This window comes from Streptococcus sp. C150, assembly GCF_000187445.1.
GTDB lineage: Bacteria > Bacillota > Bacilli > Lactobacillales > Streptococcaceae > Streptococcus > Streptococcus raffinosi.
The window spans coordinates 364,801-378,666 of sequence record NZ_GL698449.1; the positions used below are offsets into that span (position 1 = coordinate 364,801).

Genomic DNA, 13,866 nt, shown 5'->3' on the forward strand with positions numbered 1-13,866 from the left:
AATTACTCCTTAATATCAGCGAATTCAGCTTTGACAAAATCAGCAAGGGCCTGGCTATTGATACGGATAGAACGCCCAATTTCTCCTGCTGAAACAATGAGAAAACCAGCTTCTCGTGCCGATTGATCAATGTAGATAGGAAAATTGTGTTTTTGACGAATGCCCACAGGATTGTTAGCTCCATGTACATAACCCGTCGTTTTTTGGAGATCCTTTTGTGGAATCATATGAACTTTCTTGTTCCCTGAAATCTTAGCCAGTTTTTTTTCAGATAGATGTTCAGTGATGGGAACGATACCAATGACGGGTCCCGTCTTATCACCGTTGAGGGCGAGAGTTTTATAGATGCTCTCACGTGCCACATCCTCTGGAAGCTCACCTTCTAACCCATTGAAGGCTAAGCTGTCATGGTCAATTTTAGCCTTATCAAGAATTTGGTCAACCAAGGTCTTCTTGACTTTGCTTTTCTTTGCCATTATTATATCTCCTTCTAAAATTGTGCATTTCTATCATTCATTATAACACATTCGACTTGACACGCCTAAGCCAATTTTGAAAAGAAAAAAATCAGTGTCCGAGACACTGATTTCTACTGACTACTAGACATCCTTGAGGAGCTAGATGAGCTGGTTACAGTAGCTGAGCTAGTTGAACTTGACGATTTAGTGGTCTTGTTTTTAGTTGATTTTTTCTTAATCTTACCAAAGAGTTTCTCAAAGGTTTTACGTTTGTTTTTATCAGGATTGATTTGGTTAAGATCTAGGATATTGTCGAAACCAGGAAGGCTTCCTTGAGACGTGTACTGGTGAAGGTCATAGTCAATCTCAGTATTTGGCAGGGCCTCATAGTAGCCTGAGTCGGTACCGTAGGCTGGAATCCACACGGCATCAAAGTTTTTAGTGGAAACTTCTTGCTCAAGCATGAAATAAGCACCAATGTAAAGACCAACATTTTCAGCTCCAAGACGTTTGAGTTCGGCTCGAAAGGCCTGGACACCTTCATCCATGTTAGACATGGTTTCCTCTTCAACGTCAATCCAGTAATAGGTAGGTTTGTATGGAGAAGCATTTTTGTAGAAAATACGAGCTTCTTCCTTCATCTCCTTTACAGAAGTACCTTGTGCGTAGGAATAGACGGCGACTGGAACGTCACGTTTTTTGAGTTCTTTGATATGTGTTTTAAAAGATTTGTCAACCCCATTTGAGCTGGCGGCATTGCTATCCTTGCTAATCTGTGATCCACCGAAGACGCGGATAATAGCACCAGAAATATGATTTGACAAGACATCGTAGTCGATATCCTGAGGTAGTTGCCAACCCGAAAGGTCAATAATGGGATTAAGCACGAGCTTCTCATTAGAGCTACTAGATGGACTGGTTGTTGTTTTGGGCGCTGTAGCAGAAGGAATAGCCGATTTCACGTTCTCGAGATGCGCCTGCTGTTTGGACGTATTGTGAATGTTTGCAATAACTAATGCTAATCCTAAAAGAGCTAGAACCACGTAAACAACGATCGGTTTTATTCTTTTTCTCATTACTTTCCATTCTACCTTAAATAGCGTAAAAATGCAAAATAGTCGGCTTATAAATTATGTGAGTTATATTAAAGTAACTGATTTTTAAAAAGCTTTAGTAACGCTAGTTCACACTGATTTGATGAAGGTATCCCTAGGGATTTAGTTGTGAATTAAGTGAATATTTCATTTATTTAAGACGGAATTTTAGCCTTATTTGTCAGCTTCTTCCTTAAAACTGGCGCCACTAGTAGCATCTGACCAGGCTACTAGCGCTTGAGCAGAGCTATCCAGATAGGTCTGGAGAGGTTGCTTCAAATCAAAAATCGTCTCCCAAAATCCTAAGACCTGTCCTTCTTGGTCTGTTGAAGCTTGATAAGTCTGGATGAGGATTTGCTCAAAACTATCTGTCGGAATGGGGTAACTAATGGTTTTGGTGGGAGAAGCTAGAACTTCAGACATGATCCAATCAGGCAGATTTTCAGCCTCACGGGGGAAGAAACTACCGTCAGCGCCACCATTGTCATAGAGAAAGTTTCCTTTAGCATCGTAGGCGGCTAGTTTATAGGGCAAGTAGTTCAGTAGTGTTGTTAAATCGTTCATACTGTCATGATAGCCTCTTTCATGACAAAAGGCAATGTTTTGACCTTTTGAAGCACTAGGTCTATAGCTTTCATGTGTTTTTGTGGGAAGAATAGGCTTACACTATTGAACGCCCAAAGTGACTTTTTATCGTACTAAAAACGCTTGAAATCAATGACTTCAAGCGTTTTGAATTTCAATTCTGAGATTTGCTAAGAGAAATGGCCTTTGTCTATCAGTCGGCTTTGCGTCCGATAAATCGTTTTAAGAAATAGATGAGGTAGCCCACAGCAATGTAGCCAGCACTAATGAGTAGGACATTAAGCAAAACCTTGTTCCAGCCCAACTTGTTGACATTGATAAAAAAGTAGGCGAAGGGACTATTTTTAGCGTGTGGAATAGGCAATTTTAAGACTAATCCATTGAGAAGGGCAAAGGCAAAGTAGGCCAAAGGTGCTAAAGACCAGTAAAGGGGCTCACGCAAACGGTAAGCCTTTCGGGCATCAAAAACGAGGGTATCAAGCACCAATCCCCAGGGAACGATGTAGTGGACCAAAAGGTTACGAACCGTCCAAAAGTCTTCCGGCTTGGTACTAGGGGCCAATAGAAAATGATAAATAACACCTGTGATTAAGATGGCCATAGTGACACCACCCTTGTAACGTAAGAGTTTGATGTTGGTCGTTGCATCCCCTTTGTTGAAATCGTAGATGATAAAGAAAATCAAACTAGAGAAAACCAGGATATTGGACAAAACAGTGTAGTAGAGCAGCATGCCCCAACCATCATCATGGATTTGAATAGAGACCCCAACCAGACCACAAAGGGCTAGTAAGATACGGTAAAAACGAGAAATAGTCATAAGTTTCCTTTTCCTAATAAATAATCTCTCTTATCATATCACATTTTTCACTAACAATTTAGTGAAAATTCTAGTAAAATCAAAGTAAGAAAGACTTTAAGGAGTAATTATGGCCCATCTCATCGATTATCTTGAAAAGGTTGAGAATCTAACATTTGACCAAGAACCTCTGAATATCTTGGATAAGGTTTGTATCAACGAAATAGGCTACCTGACCTATGAAAAATGGCTCACAGCCAGTGACTTAAAGAAACCCATCAATTTACATGACTTTGCTGAGGGCAAGGAGTTAAATCCAGATTATTCCTTTATGGTGACCAAAGAGCGGGTGGAACTCGCAGAGGCTATGGTCAGGTCTAGGCGTTTTGCCAGTCTGAGTCTCAGTAACTACCGTAGTGTCTTGGACAAGGAGGTGGAAAAACAGTTTGCGGCGATGATTTTCAGTCTGCCTGAATTGGACTACCATCAGCTTGTCTTTCGTGGGACGGATGATAGTGTCATTGGATGGAAGGAGGATTTCCAGCTGACCTATAGTCGAGAAATTCCTGCCCATCGCTCAGCCATGACTTTTCTGGAGGACCACTTACCGAATCTCAGTGGACGTACCACTGTTTCTGGTCACTCCAAGGGTGGCAATCTTGCTCTTTATTCGGCTGTTCAAAGTTCGACTGCTTTGCGTGAGAAAATCGCAGAGCTCTTGCTCCTGGATTCACCAGGCTTGATGAAGTCCCTCTTAGAGAAGCCTTCTTACCAAGAGTTAAAAGCCAAGATGATAGTTATTAGACCTCAAGATTCTGTCGTGGGGGTTATGCTCTATTGGGATAGGCCTGCCCAGCTAGTCGCAGCAGGAGGCATTGGATTTGCGCAACATAACGCCTTGACTTGGGAGGTTGATTTAGCGGCAAATGATTTTGTTTATGAGGACCAGCCAACAGAGTTGAGTCAGCGTTTGGAAGAAACCTTCCAAGAGTGGATTGAGACCTTGCCTAATCAAGAACTCAAGCAAGTTTGCGATTTGGTTTTTGATACCATCCTTGATTCAGGTATTGAAAGCCTAGATGATATTGGCATCCAAGCCTTGCCACAGATAGGTCAGATGCTGCAAGAATTTGGCAATCTCTCGGACAAACAAAAGAAGGTCTTGCAAGACGGTTTCAACCAGTTACTCTGGATATTTTGGAAGTCAGGAAATAAAAAAACTAGCCTGCCCAAACTAGAACTTCCTGATTTCATTAAGAAGTTAAGCGAGTTAAGGAATCACGATTAGAGGCATAGGGTGATAGAAATGGAGAATATGATGCCTAAAAATGTACTAATTACAGGAGCAACCTCAGGCATTGGCGAAGCTACGGCACGTGCCTTTGCCAAAGAGGGGGCTAACCTGATCTTGACAGGGCGCCGTGTAGAGCGCTTAGAAGCTCTAAAAGCAGAATTTGAAGCGACCTATCCCAATCAAAAAGTTTGGACCTTTGCACTGGATGTCACTGATATGGATATGGTCAAAGATGTTTGCCAAGCCATTCTCAAAAGTGTGGGGCAAGTCCATGTCTTAGTCAATAATGCAGGTCTGGCATTAGGTCTAACAGCCTACCAAGACTATGAAGAGTGGGACCTGCTGACCATGCTCGACACCAATGTCAAGGGCTTGATGATGGTGACACGTCAGATTCTACCAAGCATGGTTGCTGCCAATGAGGGCCATATCATCAATATGGGCTCTACAGCGGGCATCTATGCTTATGCAGGCGCAGCCGTTTATTCAGCAACCAAGGCTGCAGTTAAAACTTTCAGCGATGGTTTGCGTATTGACACCATTGCTACTGATATCAAGGTAACAACCATTCAGCCAGGTATCGTTGAGACCGACTTTTCTCAAGTTCGCTTTCACGGTGATAAGGACAAGGCAGCCAAGGTCTATCAAGGTTTGGAAGCCCTCCAAGCCCAAGATATTGCGGAGGCAGTCCTCTATGTCACCAAGCAACCACGACGTGTCCAGATTTCAGACATGACCATCATGGCTAACCAACAAGCCACAGGGTTTACGATTCATAGGGGGGAGTAAAAGGTTTCCGATAAGCCAATTCACAGATGGAAAGGGCTACAAAATTTGGTCGCTTACTCGTATTCTTGCCATGTCTAGATCATAAATAATATACATTCTGAGCCACTCTAAGTGGCTTTTTAACATCTTCTTTAACTTTTACGAATAATAAATTTGAATAGAGATATTTAAAAAACAATAACTTATAAGTATTTACAAATAAGTACTTATAAGTTATAATAAAGAAAGAGAAATTGATATGTACCCTATTCATTTTTATAAAGATAGAAATGGACATGAACCTGTAAGAGAGTAGATTGAAACATTAGCCATGAATTCAAGTAAAGATTCTCGAATCAAATTGCATAAAATTCAAGACTACCTGACTCTGTTAAAAAATAGAGGGACCATGATTGGTGAGCCATTCATTAAACATTTAGAAGGAGATATTTGGGAACTAAGGCCCTTAAGAGATAGAATTTTATTTGCAGCATGGCTAGATGATGGTTTTATTTTGCTTCATCATTTTGTGAAAAAGACACAAAAGACTCCAAGGCGTGAGCTGACGAAGGCTCAAAAAGCTTTAGATGACGTTAGAAAGCGAGGATTGTAAGATGACCCTAGAAAAGAATCCAGCAATTGGAAGTAGTTGGGATGATTTACAGAAAACTATTTTCACTAAAGAAGAAATCGCAGCAAGTGAACTCCGTGTCGCACTGATGCTTGAGATTATTGATGCTCGTAAAAAACAAGGTATCTCCCAAAAGAAACTTGAAGAATTGAGTGGTGTCAAACAACCTGTTATCGCACGTATGGAGACAGGGAAAACGGCACCTCAGTTAGATACGGTTCTTAAAATACTGGCTAGTCTAGGTAAGACATTGGCAGTGGTCCCACTTGATTCACATGTGAAGTAAGTTTAGGGAAGATAATGTATCTTCATAACAATTATGATTTACTATTCTAAAACGATTAACACGGACTTCCCGTGTTTTTTGTTTGAATTTTCCCAAAACTATGAAAGAAACCGTGAAAATGCTATAATGTAAGGGATTATGACAATGTTGAAAGGATAAGTCATGCCAGCAGTTACTCCAGAACTTGAGATAGAACGTCAATTAATCGAGCAATTAACCTCTGGTGAGAGCCAGTGGACCTATCGCCCAGACTTAAAAAATGAAGGTCAATTATGGGACAACTTTTTTGACAAGTTAGCGCAAAATAACGTTGCCCTACTTGCTGACCATCCCTTGACCGATCAGGAGAAGCGCCAAATCAAGAACCAGCTTAACTTCATTAACTATTATGAAGCTGCTAAGTGGCTGGCTGGTGAAAATGGTATTGCCAAAGTCGAGGTACAGCGTGAAGATGCTAGCCTTGGGACTATCCGACTTTCTGTCATCTGGCGTGATAATATTGCTGCTGGAAAATCCAGTTACGAAGTGGTCAATCAGGTGGAACGTGACAAGGCTTATCCACAAGATCAGGACCGTCGTTTAGATACGACGCTGATGATTAACGGACTTCCTCTTATCCATATCGAGCTCAAGAGTCCTCGTGTGGCCTTTTTGGATGCCTTTCATCAAATCAAAAAGTATGACCGTGAAGGAAAGTTACGTGGCATCTATTCTGCCCTTCAGATGTTTGTTGTGACTAATAAGGTTGATACACGTTATATTGCAGCTGCACGAGAGGATAAGCTTAATAAACAATTTTTAACATCTTGGGTGGACAAAGATAATAAACCCATGACCAGTCTCATGGACTTTGCCCACGAAGTCCTGTCTATTCCACGTGCTCATCAGATGGTGATGCAGTACTCCGTTATTGATGATAGTAAGAAAGCCCTCATCCTCTTACGTTCTTATCAAATCCATGCCATCGAGTCTGTTCAAGATGCCTCTCGTCGTCAGGAATCAGGCTATATCTGGCATACTACGGGTTCTGGTAAGACCCTGACCTCCTACAAGGTGGCTCGCAACCTCTTGCAGATTCCAGCCATTCAAAAGACAATTTTCGTCGTGGACCGTAGGGACCTTGACCAGCAGACGACGTCGTCCTTTCTTTCCTACGCCGCTAACGATGTTATTGATATCGACGAAACGGACAATACCCATGACTTGGTTAAGCGTTTGGCAGGAAATGATAAGCGTGTGATTGTGACGACTATCCAGAAAATCACAACCATGATGCGCAAGTTTGGAGAAGGTAAATACCAAAAGGATTCGGAAAAAATCAAGGACCTCCGTGTAGCTTTTGTTGTGGATGAATGTCACCGAGCGGTTACGCCTCAGACTCAAAAAGATATCAAAGGATTTTTCCACAATTCGCTCTGGTATGGCTTTACTGGTACACCGATTTTCAAGGAAAATAAACGCAAGCAATTAGGCGATTTGGCACAAACCACCCACCAACAATATGGCGAACGCCTACACGAGTATACGGTCAAAGAAGCCATCCATGACGGGGCAGTTCTGGGATTCAAGGTGGACTATCGGAATACCATTATTTCGCCGATTCCTGAAAAAGATCTTCCTGACTCTGTCTATGAAGATAAAGAACACATGCTAGAAGTCTTGGATGCTATCCTAAACAAAAGTTATCAACAGTTGGGCTTCCCAAATGGTGTGGGCAAGACCTACGAGGCTATCTTAACGGTTAAGTCCATTCCACAAGCTCAGGCTTATTACAATCTGCTTAAGAGTATCAAGGCAGGACAGGAACGTGTCAAAGTGTCAGAGCGAGCTAAGCGCGTGCTGCTTGACTTTCCAAAGGTGACAGTCACTTACTCCGTGTCGGAAAATGAAGAAGAATCTATCGGCTACCAAGAACACATGAAGCAGGTCATGGACGATTACAATCAGGAGTTCGGTACCCATTTTACTATGGCTGATTTGCGTGGCTTTAACACGGATATCAATAATCGTTTAGCCAGAAAGTTAGACAAATACATTCCTCGCAATGAGCAGTTGGATTTGGTTATCGTGGTTGACCGTCTTTTGACAGGTTTTGATGCCCCATGTCTATCCACTCTCTTCATCGATCGTAAGCCCATGCGTCCACAGGATTTGATTCAAGCCTTTAGTCGCACCAACCGCATCTTTGACAGTAAAAAGCGTTATGGCCATATCATTACCTTCCAAAGACCAGAGGCCTTTAAAGAGGCTGTGGATAATGCCCTTAAGCTCTACTCAAACGGTGATGAAAATGACGTTACTGCCCCAGATTGGGAAGAAGAAAAAGCCAACTTTATCCAAGCCTGGATAGACTTTCAAGTAAAAGTGGAAGATGTGGAAAACTATATCATCACGATAGAGCAGGCCACTAGCCCACAACTTCGTCGCATTGCCAAGGCTTACCAAACCTTTGACAAGTATCTGGCATCTATCCGTGTATATAGCGAATACGATGAAGTAGCTATCTATGCAGAGACAGGCCTATCAGATGAAAAGCTTGAAACCTATCTCGGAATCTATCAAAATATCCTAGCAGAGCTCAAAAGCCGAGCTGAAGACGATGGTGATGATAATCTCTTTGATATCCACTACGAACTGGAATCCGTCCAAGTTGACGAGATTAACTATGCTTACATCCTGACCCTGATTCAAAGTATGATTCAGCAGGAAGAGGATAGTCCACAGGCTCTTAGTGACAAGGATATCGAAACGGTTGATAACTATATCCAGAGTCTGGAACGCACCAATCCTAAACTAGCCGAAATCATCCGAAATCTGTGGAAAGAAGTCCAAGCCAATCCTAAAGATTACCAAGGACAGTCTATTACTGGCGTCTTAGACACTATGATTGAAGCCATCATCGACGACCATCTCAAATGCTTTGCCAGAGAATGGTATGTCGGACTCGATGAACTTCGTTACTACGTTCAACACTATCGTAAGGGTGCTAAAAAGCAATCTGGAGAAAGCCAGCTCACTAAGAGCCAACGCTACAAAGACTACAAAGCAGAAACAGCTGATGCCCTCAACCCGCTCAGCTACAAAAAACACATCAAAGAAGCCTACACCAAACTCATTGAAGAAGTGATTGAGCCGCTAAGAGTGGGGAGGTAGAGAGAATGGAAATTGAATCATATGTATAAACCAATATTTAAATTATCAAAAAATGTATTTACTGGTATATTAACCATGTTATCTTTGTTAGCAACATTTATAAATTTTAGTGAACTTTTCAAAGATAAGAATATTATTATGATGGTAATTAAAATAATTGGTACAATCATTTTAATTTTGGGAATATCAGTTATTTATGCATTTTTACATACAAAATATCAAAGGAAGGTCAATTATTTTAAGAATAATGGTTATACTGTCATAGGAAAATATGGTAACATTCTAGATTCTATTGGTTTAGGTAATGTTAATATCGTTGTTCCTGTTAATCGGTGTTATGATACGATAATTGATGATTTGGTTATTTCTTCTAATTCTGTACATGGGCAGATAATGCAATATCTATTTCAGAATGATTTGATTTCAAAGGAGGAACTAAATCGTAATATTGAAGAAAGTTTGAAAGAACAAAATATAAAGGCTAAGAATATTGGAAATGATGTCAGTATTGGTGGGAAATCAAAAGGAAAATCTAAGAGATATCCTGTTGGGAGTGTAGCACTTGTTGTAATTGGTACAGTAAGATTTCATTTTATCGCATTTTCAAAAATTGAGAAAAATAAAACTGCCATAACTAAGGATCTAGATTATCTTATTGTGTTAAATCAAATAGTTGAAAATATATGGAAGAATTCAAATGGTAGTCCAATTTATATGCCGTTAATTGGAAGCGGATTGTCAAAGTTGAATTATGATTCGAATCAATTGTTGAAATTTATGATTCAATTTTTTGAACTTCATAAAAATAAACTCAACTCTAATGTCGTAATAATGATTCGAAAGGAGGATCAGTCTAAGATTACTATTCAACAATAATAAATAGAAATTAGCACTTTGCTTCAATAGAATATTCAATAATCTAAATAAAATTGTTTACTATATTTAATAGTGAGGAAATGATGGAAAAAGTAAAAGCCCCGATTAAAGTTTTTATAAGTTCTAAATGTGATGGGAAGTATAGAGATATGCGTAAAAGACTCTCTAAACTCATTAATGATTCACCTTTAATGAATTCAATATGTTATGAAGAAGAGGGAAGTCGTAGTGTTAAATCGGAGGAGTTTTATATAAATCATGTAAAAACTTGTGACGTATGCTTGTTTATCATTGATAATGAAGATGGAATCAGTCCCTCAGTTTTAAAGGAAATTGACACTGCAAAAAAGTATAATAAAAAGTGTTTATATTTCTTTTGTACTGAAAATTCTAGTGATAGGACTCAGTTGCAGGAAGATCTAGATTCCAAAGAAAAGTATTCAGACATATCTACGTTCGATCAGATTCCGAAAACAGTAATTGAATCAATTACTGGAGATATTATTTATTATTATCGTTATAGAAATAGTGATGCTGTTGATTATAAAATCTCTGATATAAATACAGATAAGTATTCTTCAACAATTCTTGATATTTCAAAAGAATCAAAAGTGTTATGTGAATACCTTTTCAAAATGTTTCAGTTGAACTTATCACAAGATGAAAATAAATTATCAAACATTGAGCAGGAGATAATAAAGTTTTTCCAGCTTATTCTTAGTAAAAATAAATCCAAGGATATTAATTTTGACTTTCTAGAGGAGTATTTTATTTCAAAAGCTGAAGAGGAATTAAAAGACTTTTTAACTCAAAGATTCATTGCTTTAAAGTTATACTTTAAGGGTAATCTAGATGATGCAATATCCATTTTATCTGAAACTATAAAGAAATCAGCTGATAATAGTGGTATTCCGATATGGTTAGTTAATAATTTAGCAATAGATTTAAGAAATATTCAAAATGAAAAAGGAGAGTACAAAAATTATCGGTTGAGAAAAAATAGTGGACAAGAATATATAGACAACTCAAAAGAGCCAATTTATTTTCCGTTGTTAGATAGAAAAGAAACTTTGTTTTTCGAGAAGATTAATAAATTTCATGTCGATAATATTTATTTAGAATCTGTAAGAAATTATAATCTATGTAATGTTGGAGTATTTCAATGGATATCGGAGTCATTTATGATATCTCTTAGCTATGGTTCCATTACTCATTTAAAACGCGTCAAAATTTTGATGAAAGTATTATTAAGAACACTTGTAGGAATGTATGATGATTATGAGTTTAAGATAGAATTATTTGGATTAGCTATAACAACTTCTGATAAAGAATTGGCAAGTTATATACTAAAATCTGAATCAATAATAGGAGTTATTGGACCAGAAGAGATTGAATTTGCTTTAAAAATGATCCGTAATATCGAATTTCAAAATAATCGGCTACGCTCCTTATGTTATTTACTGCGATATTTTTCTGATTACTTTGATGAATTTAAATTAAACTCAAGTCTTATTGAATTCAAAGGTGAAGTTATAAAATGGTTGAATCAAGATAATAGTGAATTGAATTTAGAAAAGCCAATATTTGAGGCTTTAAAAAAAATAGTCAATAGATCTAACTATTTGGATATTATTGTTATTCTAGATACAATCTTTGAAAAAAATTTGATTCGTTTTTATGATAGTTCGTTTTCTCTACTATCTCTCATTGACTTTAGTGGTCTACCTGATAAGATTCAGGAAAAAGTTGTTGATTATTTTAAAAATGGCGATAAAGAAAATATACATGGGAATTATGGAGATGCTGTTATTCGATTTCTAAAGAGTTCTAGCATTGATAATACTGAATTATTAAATAATATTAGAGAAAGTAATTCCGCATTAGAAGAAAAAGTTAAATTTGAATTAGAACATGATGCTTCTCCTGAAAAATATATTAGCGGTTTTATTGACGATATAATTACTTATAACAAAACACAAGGTAAGGACGGAATCTTTGAATTTTATGGAGTAAATAATTTTCAAACTATATTTAATATTATTAAGATAGACAATGTAATTTTATCTAAAACTCTCTTTAATAAATTAGTTGATGTTTGTAGAGAAACTATTATTTCTGATAATCAATTTTTAAAAGATAAATTTTCTGCTTTTAATCTTTTATTTCTCATTTATTATTCTCAGCCTCATAGATATAATTGGGAGAAACTAATCGATGTATTTCAATCAAATGGAAATACATTGCTAGTACATAGCGATTTAACTGATGAAAATCCAATTATTTTGTCTATTCAACTGAATGTATTGAAAAGTATTTGTGATGGAAACTATAATCTAGTTATTAACGATATACTCAAGCTATCTGATGAAAATATATTTGAAATTAAGAGGCTAATGTCATTCCTACAAATAATTTTCGAATTTGATAAATTTTCTACGAATAATGAATTTATTATGTTTTGTACTTATTTTTGTTTAAACATGACCAAACATTATTCTAGAAATATTAAGATGAATGCAACTGATTTGTTGATTAAACTAACTAAATTTGAGATAGTTAAACAGATTATATTAAATCAACTATCAAATATGATGGATTGTTCTAACTCCGATATCAAGCTAGTTATTGTAAAAAATATAGATAAAATTATTTCAAATGGTGATTATAAAGAATATATTATAGAGAAGGCAAAATTAGATAATCATTATTTAGTAATTAAGTATGCAAATGAATATAGAATGGAAAATTCCAATGAATAGTTTTAAAGTTCCTAGAATTAGATTTAAGGGATTTGATGTTGTTTGGGTAGAAAATAGAATTGCAGATATAGTCAAAATATCTGCCGGTGGTGATGTAGATAAAATAAAGTTGAAAGAAACTGGGCAATATCCCGTTGTTGCAAATTCTTTGACAAACAGAGGAATAGTTGGATTTTATGACGATTATAAAGTGAAAGCCCCTGCAGTGACTGTTACAGGACGTGGAGATGTCGGATATGCAGTAGCAAGACATGAAAATTTTACTCCAATTGTTAGACTTCTGACTCTTCAATCGGAAAATATTGATGTTGATTATCTTGAAAATCAGATTAATTCAATGAGAATTTTAAATGAGTCTACGGGTGTTCCTCAACTAACAGCTCCTCAACTTGGGAACTACAAAGTGTATCATCCAGAAATAAACGAACAAACTGCCATTGGCTCCCTTTTCCGTAACCTAGACGACCTTCTTGCTAGCTACAAGGACAATCTCGCAAACTACCAATCCCTCAAGGCTACCATGCTCGCCAAGATGTTTCCCAAAGCTGGACAGACCATTCCCGAGATGCGTTTGGATAGATTTGAAGGTGAGTGGGAAATAAAGAAATTTAAGAGTATAAGTACTAAAAGAGGGAAATCAAACAGCAAAGGGTATGATTATCCAGCATATTCTGTTAGCAACCAGAGTGGGTTGATTCCTCAATCGGAACAATTCGAAGGAAGTCGTTTAGAAAATCTTGAAAAAACTTCATATAAGATAGTTGAACCAAACGAGTTCGCATATAATCCAGCTCGTATAAATGTCGGATCCATTGCATTTAATGATTTAGATGAAACAGTGATTGTAAGTTCTCTATATGTTATTTTTTCGTTAGATAAGTCTATAAATAACAACTACGCGCTACTGTTCATAAAATCACCTGAGTTCAACAAAGAAGTTAGAAGGAATACGGAGGGGAGTGTGAGGGAATATCTTTTTTATGAAAACTTCGCAAATATTCGAATCCCAATTCCTCCTTCACTCGAAGAACAACAAGCCATCGGTGCCTATTTCTCAAACCTTGATAACCTCATTAATTCTTACCAAGAAAAAATTTCTCAACTTGAAACACTCAAAAACAAACTCTTGCAGGATATGTTTATTTAACTGAAAGGGGCTAAAT

The 13,866-nt window shown here is 37.4% G+C and carries 12 protein-coding genes; 8 read left to right on the forward strand and 4 right to left on the reverse strand.

Annotation, left to right across the window (positions count from 1 at the left end):
- Positions 1-2 precede the first annotated feature (2 nt).
- The 4 genes from HMPREF0848_RS01805 to HMPREF0848_RS01820 form a co-directional block, all read right to left on the reverse strand.
- On the reverse strand, positions 3-476 hold the full coding sequence (locus tag HMPREF0848_RS01805; RefSeq protein WP_004183920.1) for an aminoacyl-tRNA deacylase: 474 nt from the start codon (positions 474-476) through the stop codon (positions 3-5).
- Positions 477-589: 113 nt separating this feature from the next.
- Positions 590-1,534 carry a glycoside hydrolase family 25 protein gene (locus HMPREF0848_RS01810; RefSeq protein WP_008534233.1) on the reverse strand — a complete coding sequence of 315 codons (945 nt, stop codon included), beginning with the start codon at positions 1,532-1,534 and terminating at the stop codon, positions 590-592.
- 192 nt (positions 1,535-1,726) lie between these two features.
- Entirely contained in the window at positions 1,727-2,116 is a 390-nt protein-coding gene (locus HMPREF0848_RS01815) for a hypothetical protein (RefSeq protein WP_008534234.1), read from the reverse strand.
- Positions 2,117-2,330: 214 nt separating this feature from the next.
- On the reverse strand, positions 2,331-2,957 hold the full coding sequence (locus HMPREF0848_RS01820; protein ID WP_008534235.1) for a Pr6Pr family membrane protein: 627 nt from the start codon (positions 2,955-2,957) through the stop codon (positions 2,331-2,333).
- Between the two features lie 109 nt (positions 2,958-3,066).
- Here HMPREF0848_RS01820 and HMPREF0848_RS01825 point away from each other — a divergent pair, with 109 nt between their 5' ends.
- From HMPREF0848_RS01825 to HMPREF0848_RS01860, 8 genes are all read left to right on the forward strand, one after another.
- Positions 3,067-4,224 carry an Mbeg1-like protein gene (locus HMPREF0848_RS01825; protein WP_008534236.1) on the forward strand — a complete coding sequence of 386 codons (1,158 nt, stop codon included), beginning with the start codon at positions 3,067-3,069 and terminating at the stop codon, positions 4,222-4,224.
- A gap of 30 nt (positions 4,225-4,254) precedes the next feature.
- Entirely contained in the window at positions 4,255-5,019 is a 765-nt protein-coding gene (locus HMPREF0848_RS01830) for an SDR family NAD(P)-dependent oxidoreductase (protein WP_037608782.1), read from the forward strand.
- A gap of 295 nt (positions 5,020-5,314) precedes the next feature.
- Positions 5,315-5,611, forward strand: a complete 297-nt coding sequence (locus tag HMPREF0848_RS01835; protein ID WP_232203286.1) for a type II toxin-antitoxin system RelE/ParE family toxin — start codon at positions 5,315-5,317, stop codon at positions 5,609-5,611.
- 1 nt (position 5,612) lies between these two features.
- Entirely contained in the window at positions 5,613-5,915 is a 303-nt protein-coding gene (locus HMPREF0848_RS01840; RefSeq protein ID WP_002887679.1) for a helix-turn-helix domain-containing protein, read from the forward strand.
- 162 nt (positions 5,916-6,077) lie between these two features.
- Positions 6,078-9,068: a type I restriction endonuclease subunit R gene (locus HMPREF0848_RS01845; RefSeq protein ID WP_008534241.1), complete on the forward strand. Its 2,991-nt coding sequence runs from the start codon at positions 6,078-6,080 to the stop codon at positions 9,066-9,068.
- 21 nt (positions 9,069-9,089) lie between these two features.
- Positions 9,090-9,944, forward strand: a complete 855-nt coding sequence (locus HMPREF0848_RS01850; protein ID WP_156780982.1) for a macro domain-containing protein — start codon at positions 9,090-9,092, stop codon at positions 9,942-9,944.
- Positions 9,945-10,027: 83 nt separating this feature from the next.
- Positions 10,028-12,703 carry a DUF4062 domain-containing protein gene (locus tag HMPREF0848_RS01855; RefSeq protein ID WP_232203274.1) on the forward strand — a complete coding sequence of 892 codons (2,676 nt, stop codon included), beginning with the start codon at positions 10,028-10,030 and terminating at the stop codon, positions 12,701-12,703.
- The gene (locus HMPREF0848_RS01860) at positions 12,666-13,850 is read left to right on the forward strand and encodes a restriction endonuclease subunit S (protein ID WP_008534246.1); all 1,185 of its coding nucleotides are present in this window, start codon (positions 12,666-12,668) and stop codon (positions 13,848-13,850) included. The genes HMPREF0848_RS01855 and HMPREF0848_RS01860 overlap by 38 nt, the downstream gene beginning before the upstream one ends.
- The last annotated feature ends 16 nt before the right edge of the window (positions 13,851-13,866 follow it).